Genomic DNA, 19,707 nt, shown 5'->3' on the forward strand with positions numbered 1-19,707 from the left:
TACGCAGGATCGGGCTCCGAGTGTCAATTCACTCGGAGCCCGATCCTTTTGTACAGGAGGCTTGCGTACGGAAAGCTTTGGTATGAGCGGGCGCGAGGATCACCCCTTGCTGTTCCTGGACATTGACGGACCTCTCCTGCCGTTCGGCGACGGCCCGCAGCGCGAGCCGTCGGGCGCCACGACAGACTTGCACCTGACGCGGCTCGACCCGCGCATGGGGCCCCGCCTCGCGGCCCTGCCGTGCGAGCTGGTCTGGGCCACCACATGGGAGGACGAAGCGAACGCCCACATCGCACCGCGGCTCGGACTGTCACCCCTCCCGGTCGTGCACTGGCCCGACCCCTCCGACGCCCATGAACGCGAGGACCAGTGGTACAGGCTCCACTGGAAGACCCGAACCCTGGCGACATGGGCGGACGGACGCCCGTTCGCCTGGGTCGACGACGGGATCACCGGCGCCGATCAGGACTGGGTGAACGCCCGCCACCCCGCCCCGACGCTCCTCCACCCCGTCGCGCCGTCCCTCGGCCTCACTGACGAAGACTTCGCAGCCCTCGACCAGTGGCTACGGGCCCTGCGAGCATTCCCGCGAGACCCGCAGGAACCGGAAACAACTCGGCCGACAACGCGATAGGGCGGACGGTCCGGTGACCCGGAAGGACGAGACTCACGGAAGTCAGTCCTTGCGCTCCAGGGAGGCCCACCGCCCGGCCTCCGCCGCAACGCGGAACTCGGACCAGGCGTCGCCGCGGCCGTCGAGAACATCGAGCAGGTAGGCGCCGACCGCGTCGGCCACGAGGGCAACGCGGGCGGGGTCGGGGTCGGTGGTCTCGGCCACGGCTTCCCCGGCGATCCCGCCCAGGGTGTGCTCGCCGTTCGGTACGGCCATCAACCGCTTCGGCGCGGGGCTCAGGTGATAGGCGTCGAGGAACCAGTCCGGGCCCCGGGTGGACATCTTCGACTGGTCCTTCTCACCGGCGATGACGAGCGCGGGAGCCCTCATGGTGCTGTAGTCCGGCCTCATGAAGGACAGATGCTCGGCGGCGAACGGACTCAGGGAGTCCCCCGTTCCGGTCGCGGCGATCAGGACGCCGGCCCCGATGCCCTCGCGGGAGAAATCCTCCCCGGGGCTGCCCGCACCGTCAACGACGCGGGCGCCGAGGAGCGCACCCACGGTCTGGGCACCCCAGGAGTGCCCCACCAGCGCGACACGTGACGGGTCGACCCGGCCTGCGAGCCCGGCCTGCTCCATGACATGGCCGAAGTGGTCGAGCACACCATGGAGGTCGGCGATCCGAACCCGCCAGATGGCGCCGAAGCGCGGGTCGTCGAACCCGATGCCGAACCGGCGGGAGTCGAGATGCGTGGGCTGGACGACGACGAAGCCCGCAGCGCTCCAGCGGTCGACCAACGGCTCGTAGCCGTCCATCGACCACGCGTTGCCGTGGGAGAACACGATGACAGGCAGGTCGGCGCCCTGGACCGGGGCGGTCACCTTCACCTGCAGCTCGAATTCTCGGCCATCGGTGGGGACGGTGATCGGCTTGACGGCGATCGTCCGGTGCTGTGCGAGAACAGGCATGTGCGCTGGCTTCCTCTTGGAGGGCATGTCCCGCATACTTGGCGGAACAATGTTCCGTCACACTAGCGGAACGATGTTCCGCGAATCAAGGAGAAGTCGTGCCGCAAGAAGGAGGCGTCCGGGAGGCCGGAGCCAAGCGCACCCGTCAAGCGCTCTTGACGGCAGCGGCCCAAGTGTTCGTGGAGCAGGGCGTGAACGCCCCCATCCGCACCATCGCCAGCCGCGCCCAGGTGGGCCTGGGCACCGTCTACCGGCACTTTCCCCAGCGGGCCGAGCTGGTCGTCGCCGTCTACCGGCATCAGATCGACGAGTGCGCCGCCCTCGCGACCGAACTGGCCGACTCGCCCGACCCAGGGGACGCCCTGTCCCGCTGGACCGACGCGTTCGTCGAGTTCCTGGTCACCAAACACGGCCTCGGAGCGGCCCTGCAGTCGGAGGACACCAGCCTCCACACCCTGCACTCCCTGATGCTCGACAAGCTCGTACCGGCGTGCGGGCTGCTCATCGAGGCCGCCGCGGCTCGCGGACAACTGGACCCGGACGTGAGCGCGTACGTGCTGATGCGGGCGATCGGCAACCTCTGCATCCTGGGCCCCGGCTATGAGCGGGAAGACGCGCGCGCCATGGTGGCCCGACTCCTGGCCGGCTGCCGGCCGGATGCGTGACCACCGCCTGGACGACCGTGAGCAAGTACCCCCGCCCGTGCCTGAATCCCATGGGCGCCACGGCGGCGCAGCATCCATGGGATTCAGGCACGGGCCGTCGCGGACGCCGTCGTCACAGTCACCGATCGAGCGGATGGCAGTGGCGACGCGGACCGGTACAGCCTCAGTGGGCGGGCACAACGACTTCACCTGCCCGGCCACGTTCCTCCGGCGCAGCGATGCCCAACGGGTACGCCGAGGACGACGACAGCGGGGTTCGTCGCACCGGCCGATACGCACCGGCCCGGAAACCACGTGCAGGAGACCGGGGGCCCGGCGGTCACAGGTCTAAAGACGTTCCTGCACCCACGAGGAACAGCGGACACGGGTGACGCAGACCTTCCACTCCAGGGTCGCATCGGGCCAGTTGTAAGGGAGGTATTTGTCCTTCCACGTGCCGTTGCCCGTGTCGTTCTCAAACTCGTCCCAGTAGGTGTCCACGTGCCAGCTGATGAATACGGTGTGACCGTCGGGTTCGGTGTCGCCCAGCCCGAACATGAGTCTTCCCGGGTCGAAGTAGCCGTAGGCGCCCGTGATGACCCTGCTCTCGGCAGAGGCCGGCGATGTCACCCCCACGGCCGTCGCCAAGGCGATCACCGGCACGACGAAGAGGCGGGCGAGTCGCCTCGCCGTTAACGCCCGGCGGTTGACGGGCGACGGCTGGACGCCGTCGGTGGTCCGTTCGGTGCGTCGCATGATTCCTCCTGGTGTCCCGTCGGCCGATCCGGCGTACGGCCCGGCTGCGGCCGTCGGTGAGTGTGGGGACGGGTGGGTGTGTCACCCGAAGTGGGCTTCACATCCTCGTGGCAGTGCGAGGAGCGCACTTGGCCCCGTGCGCCGTGCTACTTGGCGGGAGATGCCACGCGAGGAGCTTCGTTGGACGCGGTTCGGTTTCGGAAGGCACGGGGACTCAGCCCGTACGCCGTTCGGAAGGCACGGCTGAACTCGGCGGGTGCCGGGAAGCCCCAGCGGGACGCGAGGACGGCAATCGGGTACGCGGCCAGGCGGGGGTCCGCGAGGTCGGCACGGCAGCGTTCCAGGCGGCGTCGGCGGATCGAGGCCGCCACGGTCTCCTGCTGGTCGTCGTAGAGCCGGTGGAGCGAGCGGACGGATATGTGATGGTGCGCGGCGAGGTGAGTGACGGTCAGGTCCGCACTCCCGAGATTGCTTTCTATGTAGCAGTCGATTCTGGTGCGCAGCGCCTGGCGGCGGGTCTCCGGTGGTTGGAGGTACCGGGTGTCGGAGTGCTCGGCGAGGAATGCGGCGGCGAGATCCACCGCGATCGTTCCGAGTCGGTGGCGCTCGCCCGTACCGAGGTCGGCCGCCCGGTCCCGGATCGTGGTCAAGTACTGGCAGAGCACATGCCCGGTCACCCCGTCCGGGGCGAGTCGCCGGGCCAGGACGCGGTCGACCCGGCCGGCGGGCAGCGGAAGGGCGCTCCTGGGTATCCGTAGCAAGGTGACGCGGCCCTGTCCGCGTTCGTCCGTGACGAGGGTGTCCAGCGGGTGGGAGGTGTCGAAGAACACCAGGCTGCCGGTGGGGATCTCGGCTTCGTTGTCGTGCTGGCGGGTGACCATGGGACTGCCACCGATCAGGGCGAGCTGATACGTCTCCGGGTCACCGCGCCTGATGTGCCGAGGGGTCCGGACGGCGTGAAGCGGCTCGAAGACGAGGTGTGTCAGCTGCGCGGAGCCGAGATCCACTCCGGTCATTCGGGCTTCGAAGTCGTGGGCATGGGCGCTTCCGAGGGAGAAGGCGGCGACGTTCTCCCGCACCAGTTCCGTGAACCAGTCGAACCTGTCGCCGCGCGGCAACGCACCACTCGACAGCGATACCAGAGCGCTGGCACCAGCGCCCCGCCCGTCCGCCGACACCGACTCCTCCGTCATGACCACCATCATGGGCGTGGGACTCACGGCTCGGCAATCACTTCCCGGCGACCGTCCCCGGGCGCTGGTTCCCGCCCCGCCCAGGCACGACCTGCCGTCCCGCCGTCCCGCCGTACGAACGTGCGGGTCGCTCCTGGTCGGCGAACTGCGGGGTCCGGCATCCGGATTCAGGGGAGCGCGAGGGTGTCGAGTTGTGCAGCGAGGTCGGGGTGGTCGGCAGTCAGGTGGGGGCGGCTGGCGTGGAGGGGGCTGATGAGCTCTGCCGGGTCGTCGTGGGCCAGGGCCGCGTGGAGCTGACTGATCGGTAGGCGGGCCACGGTGGGAAGGTCGGTGAGTGCGGTGATCTGGCCGGCGAGGCGGCGCAGGGCGGCCGCGTTGCTACGGGCCCAGGCGGCGGTGCTGCGGTCGGCGGCCCGGGCCTGGCGAGTGGCCAGGACGCGCTGCTCGCCCGTGGTCCCGGCCGGGCCGGGACGGCCGCGCAGGTAGCGGCGTTCGGCAGCCTGGCGGCTGGCGACTCCGAGGGGATGCGCGAGGTCGGCCCAGCTGGCGCCCGCGTCGCGGGCCGTTTCGATCAGGCCGGTCTCCCATCCGGCGAGCTGCTCGCGCACCTGCCGGAGCAGCGACAAGGAGGCCAGGGCCTGCTCCGGCCCCGGGGCGGGGGCCTCCGGGGACTCGCGCCGGGCTTCGCGCAGGGCGGCGTCTATGGCGTGGAGGGCCGCTGCGGCGGCGAGGAACGAGACCGGGCTGTGGGCGTCGGTGTGGGGCAGTGACGGCTGGTCGGCCGGGGGCACGGGCACCCTCCCTCGGTTTGTCATCGCACTGACGACATCGTGTTTGTCATCCATTGGATGACATGTTACAACGGAGTCAGTGAAGCGCATTGGCAGCAACTGCCTGAACCTGCTGGAGGTGTTTTCACGATGTTGATGCGCACTGATCCGTTCCGTGAGCTGGACCGGCTGGCACAGACGCTGATGGGCCCGGGAACCTGGTCGAAGCCGTCGGCGATGCCGATGGACGCCTACCGCGAGGGCGACGCGTACGTGGTCGCCTTCGACCTCCCCGGCGTCGCCGCGGACGCGATCGACATCGACGTCGAGCGCAACATGCTCACCGTCAAGGCCGAGCGGCGCCCGATGGCGAAGTCCGACGACGTGCAGATGGAGCTGTCCGAGCGACCGCTGGGCGTCTTCTCCCGCCAGATCATGCTCGCCGACACCCTCGACACCGAGCACATCCAGGCCGACTACGACGCGGGCGTGCTCACCCTGCGCATCCCGATCGCCGAGCGCGCCAAGCCCCGCAAGATCTCCATCGGCGTCGGCTCCGGCCAGCGGGAGATCTCCGGCTGAGGCCGGCCGGACGGGTGCGGAGGGCATGTGACCTCCCCCTCGGTCCACCCTCCGCACCCGTGGGCAGTCCGAAGGACAGGAAGGGGCGGCAGCCGAGATGACTCTGCGACGCGAGGCGTTCCTCGACCGCGTGAAGGAACGCGGCAAGTACACGACCGAGCAGGAAGCCGAGCGCGCGGCCCGCGTGGTACTGGCCCTGCTCGGCGCGCACCTGGTCGGCGACGTCCGCGCCCAGCTCGCGGCACGCCTGCCGGAGGGCTTCGCCCTGATCCTCCTCAACCCGCTCCAGAGCGCTGAACCGCTCTCGCCGGAGCGGTTCGTGCGGGCGACCGCGGCCTGGATCGAGGGCGCCACCGAGCAGACCGCGACCTGGGACGTCAGCGCAGTACTGTCCACGGTCGCCGATACGGCCGACGACGACCTGCTGGGGCAGATCCTGCTCCAGCTCCCCGCCGGCTACGACCTCCTCTTCGGCCGCCCCCAGCCCATCTGACCACCACATCGGTGCCGCACACCGGGCACCGTTCCACCCTGGCTCCACGAAAGGCATGCACTGCAGTGATCACCGAGGTGCGCGCACCGCTTGAGCACCAGCAGTCCTACGGGACGGCGTACGAGCAGATGCTGGAGAAGGTCCGCTACGAAGGCGCCTATCCCACCCGCGAGAGAGCCGACGAAGCCGTCCGCCTGGTCCTGGCGGGGCTGGGGCGCCAACTGACCGGCGACGAACGCGTCGACCTGGCCGCCCGGCTGCCGCTGGAGGCCGCACGCGTCCTGACGGCGCAGATCCCTGACACGCGGCCGCTGACCGGCTGGGCCTTCGTCAAGGACATCGCCGGCCGCGCCAACGCGTCCCTGGCCACCACCCGTTGGGACACGGGCTCCGTCTTCTCCGTCGTCGGGGCCTGCGCGGGCCCGGACCTCCTGACCCGCATCCTGCAGCAGCTCCCCTCCGGCTACGCGCTCCTGTTCGGCCGCGCCGAACTCGCCCCGGCCTCCTGAACAAGCACCCGGCACCGGGGAGGGCGGCGGGGCTCCCCCAGCTCCTCTCCCGACGGAAAGGCGGAAGTCCCCGATCCGCCGCCGCGATCGGGGACTTCCGTCCTGCGACTCACCACGCCTGGTCGACGCCGCCGACGAAGACGTAACCGCCGTGAATCTGCGATGGCCCTGTGCGGCTTCAGGTGGTCGGTACGTCGGCCGGGGCGGTGGCGGCGTGGTTCACGTAGCGCGCCAGCCACGTCAGCAGAGCGTCCAGATCGGCGGCCGCCGAGAGTACTCGGTCGGCCGCTTCGGGAGTGTGCAGCCACTCCTCGCAGCCCAGGGAACGGGCGGCGATCAGCGAGCGGTGGCGCAGCAGGTCCGCGCGAGGGTGGCTCGCCGGATAACCTCGCGGAGGGCGTTTCATCATGTCACCGGAGATGTCGTAGCCCTTGTGCCGTACGTCGTCGACGATGGCCGCCAGTTCACGACCGCCGCTCTCGGAGGCCACAGCGCTACGGAACGTGTCCACCTGGCCGGGGTCCGGATACCACCAGGCGCCCTGGATCCGCAGGCCGTCGAGGGAGAGCCGGAGCCCGATCTCGACCTTGCGGCCGAGTCGGATCACCGCGCTCTGGTGCTGCCACCACCAAGCCCCGGTACGAAAGTGCCAGACCGAGAAGTCCTCGTACCGGGGATCGGTGTCGGCGATGTCGTTGAGCAGAGCGATCATGGGCCGACGGACCAGGCGCTCGCGGTCCGCCCGGTAGCGCTCCTTGGTCGTTCTGGTCGGTTCACCCTGGAGTTGCCACAACACGTCCATGGCCTGCGGCGGCCAGCCGGTGAACTGTCTGCGCATGCGGGGAGAATAGCCCGGCCCGGGACCCGCCCGCGCACGTGCGCTGCGGACCGGGACGGTGCACCTCGGGCCGTGCGACGCGGAGTTGGAGACGGCCGACCGCCTATGTCTGGGGCGGCGCCGCGTAGACCTGCGCGGCGAACGCGTGTACCTGGTCCTCGGGCAGGCTCCGCGCGACGTCCGCCTCGCTGATCATTCCGACCAGCTTCTTGTCCTCGATCACCGGAAGCCGGCGGATGTGATGGGTGCCCATCTCGGTGATCACGTCTTCCACGCTGGCGTTGCCGTCGATCCAGCGGGGCGTCCCTTCGACGAGGTCCGCAGCGGTGCACTGGCTCGGATCGTGGCCCTCGGCAACGCACTTGACCACAATGTCACGGTCGGTGATGATCCCGCACAACCGCTCGTCCTCGTCGCTGACCGGCAACGCCCCGACATGCAGTTGGCGCATCCGCTGCGCGGCGTGGAGCAGCGTCTCCGTCTCCGGGACCCACTGCGCGCCCTCGTGCATGATGTCCTTGGCCGTGGTCATGAAAATCTCTCCTCACCGGGTGCGGTGACTGCTCTTTTGCCAGGCATCCCCGTCTCTTTGCCAGGCATCCCTGTGCACGTCTCCTTCAATGGTTGCGCCACGGATGGGGTCCGGCGAGCGGGCGCCGCCGCTTACCGCAGTGGATCCGAACCGCTCCCCGCCACCGCGGGAAATTCCCCCGATCGTGGGAGCGACCAATCCGGCGGGGCTTCGGGACCGTATTCCCCACGTGAGCGAGAACGAGAAGAATCCCTGCCGCCGGCCCGGTCCGGTCCGGTTGCTGCTGGGCGCGCTCAGCGGGGCGCTGGCCGGGTGTGCCGCGCTCGCGTTCGCCGAAGCCGTGGCTGCTGCGATCCGTCCGCAGACCGGTCCCGTCGTCGCCGTCGGCGGCGCCGCGATCGACCGCACGCCCACCGCGGTCAAGGACTGGGCGATCCGAAATTTCGGCACCGACGACAAACTGGTTCTCCAATCGGGGATTCTCGCGATCCTCGCGCTGTCCGCGGTGTCCCTGGGAATTCTCGGGCTGCGGTTCCGCCGCCGCGCTGCGGTCGCTGTGTTGCTGTTCGGGGCCGTGGGAGCGCTCACGGCTATCGGGAGGCCCGACTCGACCGGCGTCACGGACGCGCTGCCCTCGGTGGTGGGAGCCGTCGCCGGATCGGTACTCCTGTACGTGCTCACAGGCCGCCTCGAACCCCGGACGGAACCCCACGCGTCCCCGATGGCCCCTTCCGCAAGGGACTGGGACCGGCGCGGCTTCGTGATCGCCGCGAGTACGGCGGCCGTGGCCTCGGCGGGAGCCGGTCTGTTGGGCCGGTCCTTGACCGGGGCGGGCGGCCGGGACGCGATTGCCTCCCGGCGCGACGTGGTGCTGCCCGCGCCCACGTCCCCCGCCCCCGCCGTGCCGAAGGGCGCCGGACCGCGGATCCCGGGCCTCAGCCCGTTCCTCACGCCCAACCCGGACTTCTACCGCGTCGATACCGCGCTGGTGGTCCCCAGGGTGGACGCGACGACCTGGAAGCTGCGGATCCACGGCACGGGCGTCACCCGTCCCCTCACGCTCTCCTACAACGATCTGCTGCGCCACGACCTGGTCGAGCGGGACATCACGCTGGCCTGTGTCTCCAACGAGGTCGGCGGCCCGTATGTCGGCAACGCCCGCTGGATCGGCGTACGCCTGGCCGACCTGCTGGCCGAGTGCGGGGTGAAACCGCCCTCGAAGGGCGGCCCCGCCGACCAACTGGTGGCGCGCTCCGTGGACGGCATGACGATCGGCAGCCCGGTCGAGGACGTGATGGACGGCCGTGACGCTCTCCTCGCCCTGGGCATGAACGGCGAACCGCTGCCCTTCGCGCACGGCTTCCCGGTCCGCATGGTGGTGCCCGGCCTGTACGGCTTCGTCTCCGCCTGCAAGTGGATCGAGGACATCGAACTCACCACGTTCGCCGCGTACGACCCCTACTGGGTCAAGCGCGGCTGGGCACGCAGGGCGCCGATCAAGACGCAGTCGCGCATCGACACGCCCAAGCCGTTCGCACGGCCCAAGGCGGGAACGGTGACGATCGCCGGCGTCGCCTGGGCCCAGCACCGCGGCATCGACAGGGTCGAGGTCCGCGTGGACGACGGCCCCTGGCAGGAAGCCCGGCTCGCCACCGAGGACACGGCCGACACCTGGCGCCAGTGGACCTTCCCCTGGAAGGCCACCAAGGGCGGCCACACCCTCACCGTCCGGGCCACCGACCGCACCGCCGCGGTGCAGACCGAGAAACGCACCCGCACCATCCCCGACGGCGCCGACGGACGGCACTCCGTGGTCGTGACCGTCGACTGACCCCCGAGCCACCTTCCCCATTCCCTGTCAAGGCAGCTCAGGCTGCGCCAACCAAGTAGGAGAACCATCATGAACGCCCGTATCCGCCGCACCGCCGTGATCCTGGCAGCCGCGGCCGTCCTGCCCCTCGCGCTGACCGCCTGCTCCGACAGCGGCTCCGACTCCACCAAGTCGGACTCCGCGGCGGAGTCGTCGGCGTCGGCCCCCGCCCGGGACGACAGCGGGACCGGATCCAACAGCGCCGCCTCGACGGACCAGCCCTTCGGTACGGCCTGTTCGGCGGTGCCCAGGAGCGGTGCCGGTTCCTTCGACGGCATGGCCCAGGACCCGGTCGCCACCGCCGCCTCCAACAACCCCGCCCTGTCCACGCTGGTGACGGCGGTGAAGAAGGCCGGCCTGGTCGACACCCTCAACAACGCGCAGAACATCACCGTGTTCGCGCCGACCAACGACGCCTTCGCGAAGATCCCCAAGGCCACCCTGGACAAGGTACTGGGCGACAAGGCCCAGCTCACCAAGATCCTCACCTACCACGTCGTCGGCCAGAAGCTCGACCCGAAGGACCTGGAGAACGGCTCCTTCGACACCCTGGAGAAGACGAAGCTCACCACCACCGGTTCCGGCACGTCCTACACCGTCAACGACTCCGCCAAGGTGGTCTGCGGCAACGTCCGGACCTCCAACGCCACCGTCTACATCGTCGACAGCGTTCTGATGCCTGCCAACTGATGCCTCGTCGCCTGCGGGGTGCCACACCGGTGGCCCCCGCAGGCGACTTGGAGCCTGACGAAACCGGCCGACCTCCTGGTCGCGGAGGTGCGTGGTCGACGCCATCGGCCACGCACCTCTCTGGGCGAGAGCTTCCGGCGACGCCACAGCGAGAAGGGCGAACCGGCGCTGCTCGACGACATGGACCCCCAGCGCTTGGTCGTGGCGCCTGCGCGACGGGCGGGGAACGTGGTCCGCTTGACCAGTGGTCGCGGCCGGGTCGCTCGCCCATGGGCGAGCATGCCTTCCGCGCCACGTTCCGGCATGGCTCCGTGCGCGTTGGTTCAAAAGGACCGGCCGAGGAAGGAGCCGCGCGGACGGCCCTGATGTGCGGGTGCCGAGAGCAGGCGTCGACCGAGGAGAAGCATGAGCAGGGAACACCGCCGGGCACCGGACGTGATCGTCGTCGGAGCGGGCCTGTCCGGCCTGGTGTGCGCGCTGGACCTTTGCCGTGCCGGGAGGCGGGTGATTCTCCTGGAGGCGTCCGAGGGAGTAGGCGGACGCATGCGCACGGACCGGCGGGACGGGTTCCTGCTGGATCGTGGTTTCCAGGTGTTCAACACTTCGTATCCGCAGGTGAAGCAGCGTATCGATCTGAAGAGTCTGCGGCTGCGGCCGTTCACCGCGGGCCTCGTCGCGCACACGTCGAAGGGGCCTGTCCGCCTCACCGACCCGACGAGAGAACCCAGAGCGGCGGGGCCTCTGCTGATGGGACGGGTCCTCTCGCCGCGCGACCTCGCAGCGCTGGCGGCCCTCACCGTGCGGGACGCCGTTCTGCCCGCTGCCGTCGCCAGGAGACGCGAAGACGGCTCCACCTCGGCGGCCCTGGCCCGAGCGGGAGTGTCGGACGCCGCGGTCGCCGACATTCTGCGGCCGTTCCTGTCCGGCGTCTTCCTGGAGGACCGACTGGAGACCTCCGCACGCTTCTTCCACCTCGTCTGGCGGAGCATGGTCCGAGGGTCTCTGTGCCTGCCTGCGCAGGGCATCGGCGCCGTCCCGGCCCAACTCGCCGACGAGCTGCCCAGCGGCGTACTGCGGACCGGCGCCCCCGTCGCCGCGGTCACCGACACGGGCGTGCTGCTGGAGGACGGGAACGAGGTGCCGGCCCGGACGGTCGTGGTGGCGACGGACCCGGCGACCGCCGCCCGCCTGCTGCCGGGGCTGGCCGTACCGGACACCCGCACCGTCACCACCTACTACCACGCCACCGGCAGGACACCGATGGCCGAACCGATCCTGATGGTGGACAGCACCGGAGCAATCCTGAACACCTGTGTACTCAGCGAGATCGCACCCACCTACGCACCCCGCGGTACCGCGCTGGTCTCCACCTCCGTACTGGGAACCGACCTACCCGGCAGGGCACAGGCGGTGCTGTCCCGTCTGGCCGACCTGTACGGCACCGACACGGGCGACTGGCAGCAGGTCGCCGCCCGCACGGTCGAGGGCGCGCTGCCCGCGATGCTTCCGCCCTGGCCGCTGAGTCGCACCACCCGCCTGCGCCCAGGCAGGTACGTGTGCGGGGACCACCGGGCGACCGGATCGGTGCAGGGTGCCATGGCATCGGGCGCGCGCGCCGCGCGCGAGGTGCTCGTCGACCGGTGACACCGAGGTGGAGCCGGTGGCCGAGCCGTCTCCGGCCGCATCCCCGCTCACTGTGACGGTGACCGGAAAGGTGGGCGGCTCAGCTGCTCCTTCTCGGGCCCGCCCGACCTCCCCGGGTGTGTGCCTTCCCCCTCACCCCCATGCTCACCGTCGGCACCGCACGTAGCCGGGCGGACGGAGCGCGCGAAAGCCGGCAGCCCCCGCGCAGGCCGGTGAAGAGAATGAGAGACACGCCGGTTTGCGCCGTCGCCCCTGTCAGGGAGCATGGTTCACAGAGAGATCCTCAGGGGGGCGCGCCTCGTTCCGAGGCGCCCACACACTGGAGCACACATGACGCAGCTTCCGCCGCCCGTCACGCCCTACCTGGAACCGGCCGCGAAGGAACTCGCCGAGGCCACCGACGCCCACCCACGCATCTACGAGGTCCCGCCGGAACAGGGCCGCGACATCCTCGCAGGGCTGCAGAGCGGCGAGGGAGTGGCGCGGCCGGAGGTCGACGAGGAGTGGGTGGAGGTGGACGCGGGCGAGTGGGGCACGGTCCGCACCCGCATCATCCGGCCGAAGGGCGTCACCGGCCCCCTGCCCGTGATCGTCTACATCCACGGGGCGGGGTGGGTCTTCGGCGACGACAAGACCCACGACCGCCTCTTCCGTGAGCTCGTCGTCGGCGCGGGCGCGGTGGGTGTGTTCCCCGTGTACGACCGTGCGCCGGAGGCGAAGTACCCGACACAGGTCGAGCAGAACTACGCGGTGGGTCAGTGGGTACGCAAGAACGGCTCCGACCACGGCATGGACACCTCCCGCGTGGCGGTCACCGGCGAGTCCGTCGGCGGATGCATGTCCGCCGTCTTCGCACTGATGAACAAGGAGCGTGAGGACGGCCTCGACCTGAAGGCCCAGGTCCTGCTCTACCCGGTGACCGACGCCGACTTCGACACGCCGTCGTACCAGCAGTTCGCCGAGGGCTACTACCTCACCCGCGACGGCATGAAGTGGTTCTGGGACGCCTACACCACCGATCCCGCCGACCGGAAGGATCACTACGCCTCCCCTCTGCAGTCGACCCTCGATCAGCTCCGGGGTCTGCCCACCACCCTGGTCATCACGGACGAGGCCGACGTCCTTCGCGACGAAGGCGAGAAGTACGCCAACAAGCTGCGCGAGGCAGGTGTCGATGTGACCGCCGTCCGTGTCGCCGGCATGGTCCACGACTTCCTGCTCCTCGACAGCCTCCGTGACACCCGCGCCGCGAACGTGGCACGCAAGCTCGCCATCGACGCCCTGCGGACGGCCCTGCACGACAGTTGATCGCGGACACCGGTACCCCACCGGTCCCCAGGAACGACCGAGGGGCGGTTTCGGATGACTCCGAAACCGGCCCTCGGCCGGCGGAGCACGGGCGGCCTGCGGCAAGCAGGTAAAGGGGTACCGGACGACCGGGCCGGCAGCGGGCGACGCCGCGCCCGGTGGGGCACGGCGTCATCGCTGAGGCGTCGTGTCACCGTGGGGGTGCGGCGTCACCGCTGTGGCCCGGCCGTCGGATCAGACCTCCAGGTCGGCCTCGATCCGCTTCAGCTGGTGCCGGGCCATCGCCAGATTGGCGCGGCCGGAGTCCAGTACCAGGTACAGGAACAGGCCGCTGATGCCCCGGGCCTTGAGCAGCCGGATCAGGTGGTACTGGCCGCCGAGCGTGATCAGGATGTCTTCGATCTCGTCCTGGAGGCCGAGGTGCTCCATGGTGCGGAGCTTGGCGCGCACCACGTCGGTGTTGCCCGCTGCCGCGACCTCCAGGTTGAAGTCCTTCCCGCCGCCGAGGGTGCCCAGCGCCATGCCGCTGGTGTAGTCGACGAGGGCGACACCGAGGGTGCCCTCGATGGACGACATCGCTTCCTTCAGTGACGCTTCCGTGTTCGCCATGTGCTCGTTCCCTTTCCTTGGCCGGCCGAGGCGACCGGATCCGTTGATGAGGTGTCTGGGGTCGTTGCTGCCCGGGGCATTTCAGGGGGCGGCGTTACGTGCGGTGCGGCAGTGGGCCGGGATGCGGGGCGCGCGGCCCGGGAGGGCGGGCCGGAGGCGCGGGCTGTGCCGCGCGGTCCAGCGCGGCGTCGACCAGTTCGCCGATGCGGGTACCGGCCCGGCGGCCCTCCAGATGGAGCCTGCCGACATTGATCCGGTCCTCGGCCAGCAGCGTGAGGACGGCACTGGAGCCTGCGGCGTACGTGGCGATGTAGCCGTCTTCGCCGCGTACGAGTTGTTCACGGAATCCGCCCCTGCCGGTGGCCTGCGTCATCCGGATCGCTACCCCGAGGGCGGCGGCGGTCAGTGCGGCGACGCCCTCCGCCTCCACTCCCGGGGTGTCGTGGGCCAGGACGAGACCGTCGGCACTGGCCGCCAGGGCTCCGGAGAGAAGCGGAACCCGGGCCCTCAACCGCTGCAGCTCGGCCAGGACATCCTGCGCTTCGGCCTCGGGCACCATCAGCTGTCTCCTCCCGGCACGCTGTCTGAGTGCACGTATCACAGAGCCTCCAATGCGTCTCGGAGCCGACGCAGTAGGGCGACGTCGGGGTCGGCCGTGACCTCCGGAATCGTGATCCGGCCGGAGGTGGAAGCGGTGGCGCCGGGTGTTTCCCGTAACACGTCCACCAGCCCGGCCGCTGCCAGCCGCCGGAGATCGACCAGGATGTGGAACGCCGACCGGCCCAGCTCCTGGGCGATGTCCGATGCGGTACGTGCCCCGTCCACGAGATCGAGTACGCGGCGTTGGCGGGGCGGAACGGGGGCGTCGACCGGATGCGCGGCCCGTACGAGCGGGGCGCTGTCGGTCACCGCTTTGGGCCAGATCCGGTCCAGTAGTTCCCGGCGCCGGAGCGTTTCGCGGTGCACGGCTTCGACGGGGACGGGGCGGACGGGGCCGATCCAGTGGGAGACCCCGTAGCGGAAGCGGGCCGGAGTACGGGCGGGCGCCAGGGCGAAGAACGCGGCGTCGTACAACGCACCCAGATGGCACAGTTCCAGGGCCCCGCCCGGTATCCATCCGCTGTCCACGAGATATCGGCCGACGCGCTGCCCGGCGCCCGCCCGGGCGACCGCGTCCCACCAGCCGTCGCGGTGCAGAGCGCCGCCCGTGGTGAGCAGGACGTCGATACCGGGTGTCGCCGGGCTCTCGGCGTGCACCACTTGGCCGTCGGCGAGATAGAGGGTGCCGCGGTCGCGTATCAGGGCGCCGGTGGCGCGTTCGGCGGCGAGACGCTGCAGCATCGGGGAGAGAGCCGTGGCTGGTGCGGGGGCGGTAGCTCTCACGCCAGGACCAGCCGCTCCGCCATCTCGCCCAGCCGTATTCGGGCGAGAGCCAGATTGCCTTCCGCACGGTCGAGCCACAGATGCAGGAAGACACTGCTGTCGAAGGCCGTCTCGACGAAACGGAGGATGTGGTACCCGGCGCGGGTGGTGACGATGACATCCTCGACCGGAGGTGCTGTGCCCTTAACATCCCCTTGTTTCGAAGAAGTTGAGGGATCAGAAGCGGGCAGCGCGAAGGCGGGCTGTTCGGCCGCCATTCTCGCCACCTCGGCCGTCTCCGCTGCGGCGGCCTCGTGATCGCCGTTGGGCGAGTCGCCGATGGTGCCGAGGGCGAGACCGCTCGTCCAGTCGACCACCGCGGCGCCGCGGGCACCGGGCAGCCTCATGACTTCGAGTAAGCACTCGTCGATTCCGGGCACGCGGACTCCTCTCCCGACGCGGTGTACGGCTGTGCCCCGAGGCTACGCAAAGTGCTCGCCTCCGGCGGGAGTTCTGGCATTTTCCATAGGTACATGCTCCGAGGCATGTAAAGGGCTTCCCGGCGCGGGGCCGGCGTCCTCCGAGCGCGAGAGGTCTCCGGCACCGGTCGGGCCAAGTGGGGGCGCGTACCCGTTGACTACGGGTATGCGCTGCTTCGTGCTGCGCTTCCCGGCCACGACAACATGATCAAGTTCAAGGCCCCTGGGGGCTCAGCTCGCCAGGCCGTGACGGAACGCGTAGACGACCGCTTGGACGCGGTCGCGCAGGTTCAGCTTGGCGAGTATGCGGGAGACGAACGTCTTCACCGTCTCCTGGCTGATGACGAGGGCGGCGGCTATCTCGCTGTTGGACAGGCCGTTCGCGATCAGCCTCAGCACCTCCAGCTCGCGGGGGGTGAGCGGAATGTCCTCGGGGGCGCCGTTGGTGGGGCGGATGCGGGTCGCGTACCGGCCGACGAGCTGGCGGGTGACCTCGGGGTCGAGGAGCGCCGCGCCCATGGCGACCGTGCGGATGCCGTGCAGCAGGTGGTCGGGCGGGGCGTCCTTGAGGAGGAAGCCGCTTGCTCCGGCGCGCAGCGCCTCGTAGACGTACTCGTCGAGGTTGAACGTGGTGACCACGAGGACCTTGACGGGGTGGGCGACCCCGGCTCCCGCCAGCAGGCGGGTGGCTTCGAGGCCGTCAAGGACCGGCATGCGGATGTCCATGACCACGACGTCCGGGTCGAGCTCGCGGGCGAGGTCGACTCCTTTCCGGCCGTCACCGCACTCGCCCACCACCTCCATGTCGGGCTGGGCGTCGATGATGGTGACCAGGCCCGTGCGGATCAGCGCCTGGTCGTCGCAGACGAGCACCCGGGTCGGCGCGGACCCGGACGGCGGAGGTGTGTTCACGAGCGGCCCCCGGCCGGTATCCGCGCCCGGACGACGAAGTCGCCGCCCGTGACGGCGCCCGCGCTGAAGTCCCCGCCGAGCACGTCGACCCGCTCGCGCAGACCGGCCAGCCCCCGTCCGCTGCCACCGACGGCGGCGGCCCGTGATCCGGTGCCGTCCGTGCTGACCTCCACGGTGATCTCCCTCTCGCCGTGTCGCACGGTGACCGAAGTGCGGCTGCCGTGAGCATACTTGAGGGCGTTGGTGAGTGCTTCCTGCACCACCCGGTAGGCCACGAGGTCGGAACTCCCGGTGGACTCCGGCGGGGTGCCCTCCTCGGTGAACTCCACCGGCTGGCCCGCCCGGCGTGTCTGCTCCACGAGGGTCAGGACGCGGCCGACGGCCGGTGTCCTCGGCTCGGCCGCGGCATCGCCGCCGTTCCCGGTGCCGTGATCCGGGTTGAGCAGGTCCAGCAGGTGCCGCAGATCGGTGATCGCCCGGCGCCCGACGTCGGAGACGGCGCTGAGGGACTGCTCCAGCCGCTCGGGCGCGGCGGTCAGATAGCGGGCGGCCTCCGCCTGCACCACCATCGCCGTCACATGGTGGGTCACAACGTCGTGCAACTCCCTCGCTATCCGGGTGCGTTCGGCGTTCCGTGCCTCCACCGCGACCCGCTTTCGACGTTCGGCCTCCGCCTGCCGGGTGGTGCGCAGCCAGCTTCCGGCGCCCCAGGCCAGGCCCAGCGCCATGTAGAAGGTGGTGAACTCCGTGGCGGTCTCGCCCGTGCCGAGGTGGGACAGGCCCACCGACAGCGCCACGTACGCCACGGTGAGGCCGGCCACAAAGCTCCGGCGGTGCCGTTCCAGGTGCGAGCCGGTGCTCACCAGCACGACGCTCATCGCGGTGGCCGCGAAGGTGTGGTAGCCGAGGAGCTGGTCGACGGCGAACCCGCAGGACACCAGGGCCAGGGAGAGGGCCGGCCACCGCCGGCGCACCGCCAGGGGCAGGGTCTCGAGGATGATCACCACAACGGCCAGCGCGTCATGCGGGCGGTCGGGGACACCCCCGATGACCGTTCCGTTGCTGCGGAGCGCCGGGAGGAAGGAACCGATCAGGAGGAAGAGCCCGAAGGGAAGGTCCCGGACGACAACGTCCAGCCGGTACCAGACTCCACCGAGCCGCTTCCGGGTGCTGTCCAGACGGTGTCGGATGCCGTCCAGGCGGGCCCGGTTCACCAGCGGCCGGAGCCGGAGCCCGGTCGGCCGGTGCCCCGCACCGCTCTCGCGGTGTCCGGCTCCGTCCGTCCAGTGCTCCGGCGAACCGGCGGATCGCTGTTCCGTCATCGGGCGAGCGCCGCGAGGGCGTCGACGCGCTCGACGCGGCGCCGGGGGACGATGTTGCCGCGGCGGTGGGCCACGACCAGGAAGCAGACCGTCAGCAGCGCACCGAAGACCACCGAGTAGATGCTCGCCTCGGGACCGAACTCGCCGCCCGTGATCAGGTGGTTGCCCGACAGGGTGGCGTCCAGCAGACCGTGGGTGTCGCCGTTGCCCGAGACCTGGGTGCTGAACACGCCGGACTCCATGTAGTTCCAGGCGAAGTGCACGCCCATCGGCAGCCACAGGTTGCGGGTGGCGGCGTAACCGGCGGCGAGCATGGCGCCGGCCTCGATGGCGATGGCCAGGGCGCCGGCGACGGTGGCATCGTCGTTGAGGAGGTGCATGGCGCCGAACACGAGGCCGGACAGTACCAGGGCGATGTATGTGCCCGTGCCGCGTTCCAGCAGCCGGAACAGCAGTCCGCGGAAGATGATCTCCTCCGTCGATGCGGCGGCCGCCATGAAGCCGATCAGCCCGATGGCCCCGCTCACCGAGTCGATGCCGTGGACCTCGTAGTCACCGAGGAGGTAGATGTTGCCGATGACGCAGAGGAACATCAGCGTGCCGAAGACCAGGCCCCAGAAGGTCGCGCTCGTCGCTTCCTTCCCCCGCAGTTCGGACACCTCGCGGTTCTCGGTGCGCCGCACGGCCCACCGGTAGACGAAGGTCATCACGGCCACGGTGAGGGCGCCCACCAGGAGCGAGAGCCAGGGGTTGTCCTTCACCCCGTTGGTGAGACCGCCGCACACCGCGTAGACCGCAAAGACGACGACTACCTGCAGGACTATCTTCCAGGCTCTCATCACGTGGACTCCCTTTGCCGGTTCCGACTCCGGTTCCTTCTCCGGTCCGCGGCCCGGCGTTCCGCGGTGATTCGAACACTACGAATTCGATGGTGGGGAATCGTCACCGTGCAGTGGACACTCGCTTGTAGCTCGCACGGGGGACAGAGGGGCGGGACGTCACCCAGAAGAGGCACCCGATCTCGCCGGGCTCGTACGGGACAACTTCGGCGCCTCGGACGGAGAACGCTGGGTCGGGCCTGCTGGCGCCCCAGTCGTCCGACATGCCGGGCATTCCTCGATCGCCCGGCGGCTGCCGGCGACGCGGATCAGCTCGTCCAGGCTGGCGCCGACGAGGCAGTAGGCGATGTAGTAGGAGAGCTCTTCGGGGTGGGCGACGCTTTCTGCGGCGCCAGGGTGCGGATGCCGTTCGCAAGGGCCGGCCGCGGAGTCTTCCGCTGGAGGACCGGGCACTGCCGGTCGCGGCGCGCACGACCCTGACCGCGCGGCAGCTCGGGCCGCTGTGGGGGGCTCGAAGTCGGCGGCGGACCTCATCATCGACCACCTCGGGCCGATGCTCGCTCTCCAGCCCCGCAAGCGGTTCGCCAAGGACACCGTGCTCATCGTGGACGGCATCCTGGTCCCCACCCGGGACCACGCCGTCGCCGAGCGGTCGAAGAACGGCCACTGTCCCGGTTCGAGGCGCACGGCCGGAGGACGTCGCGGTCGAGGCGGTATGGCATACAGCGGTTGCACGCACCGGGGGCGGACGCTGGAAGCCGGGTGAAGGCGCC

22 protein-coding genes and 3 pseudogenes are annotated in these 19,707 nt (G+C 70.2%); 10 read left to right on the forward strand and 15 right to left on the reverse strand.

Annotated elements, in window-relative coordinates; all coding sequences use genetic code 11:
- The first annotated feature begins 82 nt into the window (after positions 1-82).
- Positions 83-634, forward strand: coding sequence for an HAD domain-containing protein (locus tag ACWC97_RS01920; protein WP_352274629.1), 552 nt, complete (start codon positions 83-85; stop codon positions 632-634).
- A 42-nt stretch (positions 635-676) separates the two neighbouring features.
- On the opposite strand, the gene ACWC97_RS01925 is transcribed toward ACWC97_RS01920, so the two are convergent.
- On the reverse strand, positions 677-1,582 hold the full coding sequence (locus tag ACWC97_RS01925; protein WP_450646829.1) for an alpha/beta hydrolase family protein: 906 nt from the start codon (positions 1,580-1,582) through the stop codon (positions 677-679).
- A 98-nt stretch (positions 1,583-1,680) separates the two neighbouring features.
- Here ACWC97_RS01925 and ACWC97_RS01930 point away from each other — a divergent pair, with 98 nt between their 5' ends.
- A complete protein-coding gene (locus ACWC97_RS01930) occupies positions 1,681-2,247 on the forward strand; it encodes a TetR/AcrR family transcriptional regulator (protein ID WP_352274631.1) in 567 nt (188 codons plus the stop codon).
- A 327-nt stretch (positions 2,248-2,574) separates the two neighbouring features.
- Here the strand turns inward: ACWC97_RS01930 and ACWC97_RS01935 are convergent, their stop codons facing one another.
- The 3 genes from ACWC97_RS01935 to ACWC97_RS01945 all read right to left on the reverse strand — a co-directional run bounded on the left by ACWC97_RS01935 (position 2,575) and on the right by ACWC97_RS01945 (position 4,966).
- Positions 2,575-2,982, reverse strand: a complete 408-nt coding sequence (locus ACWC97_RS01935; RefSeq protein WP_450646831.1) for a hypothetical protein — start codon at positions 2,980-2,982, stop codon at positions 2,575-2,577.
- Positions 2,983-3,128: 146 nt separating this feature from the next.
- A complete protein-coding gene (locus ACWC97_RS01940) occupies positions 3,129-4,175 on the reverse strand; it encodes an AraC-like ligand-binding domain-containing protein (protein ID WP_450646833.1) in 1,047 nt (348 codons plus the stop codon).
- A gap of 167 nt (positions 4,176-4,342) precedes the next feature.
- On the reverse strand, positions 4,343-4,966 hold the full coding sequence (locus ACWC97_RS01945; protein WP_352274634.1) for a type III effector protein: 624 nt from the start codon (positions 4,964-4,966) through the stop codon (positions 4,343-4,345).
- A 129-nt stretch (positions 4,967-5,095) separates the two neighbouring features.
- Between ACWC97_RS01945 and ACWC97_RS01950 the strand changes: the two genes are divergently transcribed.
- The 3 genes from ACWC97_RS01950 (at position 5,096) to ACWC97_RS01960 (ending at position 6,529) form a co-directional block, all read left to right on the forward strand.
- Positions 5,096-5,527, forward strand: a complete 432-nt coding sequence (locus ACWC97_RS01950; protein WP_352274635.1) for an Hsp20/alpha crystallin family protein — start codon at positions 5,096-5,098, stop codon at positions 5,525-5,527.
- A 97-nt stretch (positions 5,528-5,624) separates the two neighbouring features.
- Positions 5,625-6,020, forward strand: a complete 396-nt coding sequence (locus ACWC97_RS01955) for a DUF2267 domain-containing protein (protein WP_352274636.1) — start codon at positions 5,625-5,627, stop codon at positions 6,018-6,020.
- 65 nt (positions 6,021-6,085) lie between these two features.
- Positions 6,086-6,529 (forward strand): DUF2267 domain-containing protein, encoded by a 444-nt coding sequence (locus ACWC97_RS01960; protein WP_352274637.1) that lies wholly within the window; start codon positions 6,086-6,088, stop codon positions 6,527-6,529.
- A 178-nt stretch (positions 6,530-6,707) separates the two neighbouring features.
- On the opposite strand, the gene ACWC97_RS01965 is transcribed toward ACWC97_RS01960, so the two are convergent.
- Both ACWC97_RS01965 and ACWC97_RS01970 read right to left on the reverse strand, forming a co-directional pair.
- Positions 6,708-7,367 carry a DUF2461 family protein gene (locus tag ACWC97_RS01965; RefSeq protein ID WP_450646837.1) on the reverse strand — a complete coding sequence of 220 codons (660 nt, stop codon included), beginning with the start codon at positions 7,365-7,367 and terminating at the stop codon, positions 6,708-6,710.
- 103 nt (positions 7,368-7,470) lie between these two features.
- The gene (locus ACWC97_RS01970; protein WP_352274639.1) at positions 7,471-7,899 is read right to left on the reverse strand and encodes a CBS domain-containing protein; all 429 of its coding nucleotides are present in this window, start codon (positions 7,897-7,899) and stop codon (positions 7,471-7,473) included.
- Positions 7,900-8,128: 229 nt separating this feature from the next.
- On the opposite strand from ACWC97_RS01970, the gene ACWC97_RS01975 reads away from it, so the two are divergent.
- The 4 genes from ACWC97_RS01975 (at position 8,129) to ACWC97_RS01990 (ending at position 13,411) form a co-directional block, all read left to right on the forward strand.
- Entirely contained in the window at positions 8,129-9,730 is a 1,602-nt protein-coding gene (locus ACWC97_RS01975) for a molybdopterin-dependent oxidoreductase (protein ID WP_450646839.1), read from the forward strand.
- Between the two features lie 69 nt (positions 9,731-9,799).
- Positions 9,800-10,459 (forward strand): fasciclin domain-containing protein, encoded by a 660-nt coding sequence (locus ACWC97_RS01980; protein WP_450646841.1) that lies wholly within the window; start codon positions 9,800-9,802, stop codon positions 10,457-10,459.
- Between the two features lie 405 nt (positions 10,460-10,864).
- Positions 10,865-12,103, forward strand: coding sequence for an NAD(P)/FAD-dependent oxidoreductase (locus tag ACWC97_RS01985; protein ID WP_450646842.1), 1,239 nt, complete (start codon positions 10,865-10,867; stop codon positions 12,101-12,103).
- A gap of 330 nt (positions 12,104-12,433) precedes the next feature.
- Positions 12,434-13,411 carry an alpha/beta hydrolase gene (locus ACWC97_RS01990; RefSeq protein ID WP_450646844.1) on the forward strand — a complete coding sequence of 326 codons (978 nt, stop codon included), beginning with the start codon at positions 12,434-12,436 and terminating at the stop codon, positions 13,409-13,411.
- A 234-nt stretch (positions 13,412-13,645) separates the two neighbouring features.
- Here ACWC97_RS01990 and ACWC97_RS01995 read toward each other — a convergent pair whose 3' ends face one another.
- From ACWC97_RS01995 to ACWC97_RS02035, 9 genes and pseudogenes are all read right to left on the reverse strand, one after another.
- Positions 13,646-14,020, reverse strand: coding sequence for a hypothetical protein (locus tag ACWC97_RS01995; protein ID WP_352274644.1), 375 nt, complete (start codon positions 14,018-14,020; stop codon positions 13,646-13,648).
- 94 nt (positions 14,021-14,114) lie between these two features.
- Positions 14,115-14,579 (reverse strand): roadblock/LC7 domain-containing protein, encoded by a 465-nt coding sequence (locus ACWC97_RS02000; RefSeq protein WP_352274645.1) that lies wholly within the window; start codon positions 14,577-14,579, stop codon positions 14,115-14,117.
- 38 nt (positions 14,580-14,617) lie between these two features.
- Positions 14,618-15,361, reverse strand: coding sequence for a transcriptional regulator (locus ACWC97_RS02005; RefSeq protein ID WP_450646846.1), 744 nt, complete (start codon positions 15,359-15,361; stop codon positions 14,618-14,620).
- A gap of 38 nt (positions 15,362-15,399) precedes the next feature.
- The gene (locus ACWC97_RS02010) at positions 15,400-15,822 is read right to left on the reverse strand and encodes a hypothetical protein (RefSeq protein ID WP_450646848.1); all 423 of its coding nucleotides are present in this window, start codon (positions 15,820-15,822) and stop codon (positions 15,400-15,402) included.
- 270 nt (positions 15,823-16,092) lie between these two features.
- Complete coding sequence (locus ACWC97_RS02015) at positions 16,093-16,773, reverse strand: response regulator (RefSeq protein WP_450646850.1); 681 nt, start codon at positions 16,771-16,773, stop codon at positions 16,093-16,095.
- A complete protein-coding gene (locus tag ACWC97_RS02020) occupies positions 16,770-18,095 on the reverse strand; it encodes a sensor histidine kinase (RefSeq protein ID WP_450646852.1) in 1,326 nt (441 codons plus the stop codon). Before ACWC97_RS02020 ends, ACWC97_RS02015 begins: the two co-directional genes overlap by 4 nt.
- Positions 18,092-18,934: a CPBP family intramembrane glutamic endopeptidase gene (locus ACWC97_RS02025; protein WP_450646854.1), complete on the reverse strand. Its 843-nt coding sequence runs from the start codon at positions 18,932-18,934 to the stop codon at positions 18,092-18,094. Before ACWC97_RS02025 ends, ACWC97_RS02020 begins: the two co-directional genes overlap by 4 nt.
- Positions 18,935-19,112: 178 nt before the next feature.
- Positions 19,113-19,202, reverse strand: a pseudogene (locus ACWC97_RS02030) (haloacid dehalogenase); the annotation flags it as partial.
- A 2-nt stretch (positions 19,203-19,204) separates the two neighbouring features.
- Positions 19,205-19,324: pseudogene (locus ACWC97_RS02035) on the reverse strand (IS701 family transposase); the annotation flags it as partial.
- Here ACWC97_RS02035 and ACWC97_RS02040 point away from each other — a divergent pair.
- Positions 19,318-19,595 (forward strand): annotated as a pseudogene (locus tag ACWC97_RS02040) (IS5/IS1182 family transposase); the annotation flags it as partial. The pseudogenes ACWC97_RS02035 and ACWC97_RS02040 overlap by 7 nt on opposite strands.
- Positions 19,596-19,707 lie beyond the last annotated feature (112 nt).

The organism is Streptomyces sp. NPDC001108, assembly GCF_053598535.1.

What these genes read in the sequence shown, in the direction of transcription:
- ACWC97_RS01920 (WP_352274629.1), top strand. Translation starts at nt 83, where the DNA reads ATGAGCGGGCGCGAGGATCACCCCTTGCTGTTCCTGGACATTGACGGA.
- ACWC97_RS01925 (WP_450646829.1), bottom strand. Translation starts at nt 1,582, where the DNA reads ATGCCTGTTCTCGCACAGCACCGGACGATCGCCGTCAAGCCGATCACC.
- ACWC97_RS01935 (WP_450646831.1), bottom strand. Translation starts at nt 2,982, where the DNA reads ATGCGACGCACCGAACGGACCACCGACGGCGTCCAGCCGTCGCCCGTC.
- ACWC97_RS01940 (WP_450646833.1), bottom strand. Translation starts at nt 4,175, where the DNA reads ATGACGGAGGAGTCGGTGTCGGCGGACGGGCGGGGCGCTGGTGCCAGC.
- ACWC97_RS01950 (WP_352274635.1), top strand. Translation starts at nt 5,096, where the DNA reads ATGTTGATGCGCACTGATCCGTTCCGTGAGCTGGACCGGCTGGCACAG.
- ACWC97_RS01955 (WP_352274636.1), top strand. Translation starts at nt 5,625, where the DNA reads ATGACTCTGCGACGCGAGGCGTTCCTCGACCGCGTGAAGGAACGCGGC.
- ACWC97_RS01965 (WP_450646837.1), bottom strand. Translation starts at nt 7,367, where the DNA reads ATGCGCAGACAGTTCACCGGCTGGCCGCCGCAGGCCATGGACGTGTTG.
- ACWC97_RS01970 (WP_352274639.1), bottom strand. Translation starts at nt 7,899, where the DNA reads ATGACCACGGCCAAGGACATCATGCACGAGGGCGCGCAGTGGGTCCCG.
- ACWC97_RS01980 (WP_450646841.1), top strand. Translation starts at nt 9,800, where the DNA reads ATGAACGCCCGTATCCGCCGCACCGCCGTGATCCTGGCAGCCGCGGCC.
- ACWC97_RS01985 (WP_450646842.1), top strand. Translation starts at nt 10,865, where the DNA reads ATGAGCAGGGAACACCGCCGGGCACCGGACGTGATCGTCGTCGGAGCG.
- ACWC97_RS01990 (WP_450646844.1), top strand. Translation starts at nt 12,434, where the DNA reads ATGACGCAGCTTCCGCCGCCCGTCACGCCCTACCTGGAACCGGCCGCG.
- ACWC97_RS01995 (WP_352274644.1), bottom strand. Translation starts at nt 14,020, where the DNA reads ATGGCGAACACGGAAGCGTCACTGAAGGAAGCGATGTCGTCCATCGAG.
- ACWC97_RS02000 (WP_352274645.1), bottom strand. Translation starts at nt 14,579, where the DNA reads ATGGTGCCCGAGGCCGAAGCGCAGGATGTCCTGGCCGAGCTGCAGCGG.
- ACWC97_RS02005 (WP_450646846.1), bottom strand. Translation starts at nt 15,361, where the DNA reads ATGCTGCAGCGTCTCGCCGCCGAACGCGCCACCGGCGCCCTGATACGC.
- ACWC97_RS02020 (WP_450646852.1), bottom strand. Translation starts at nt 18,095, where the DNA reads ATGACGGAACAGCGATCCGCCGGTTCGCCGGAGCACTGGACGGACGGA.
- ACWC97_RS02025 (WP_450646854.1), bottom strand. Translation starts at nt 18,934, where the DNA reads ATGAGAGCCTGGAAGATAGTCCTGCAGGTAGTCGTCGTCTTTGCGGTC.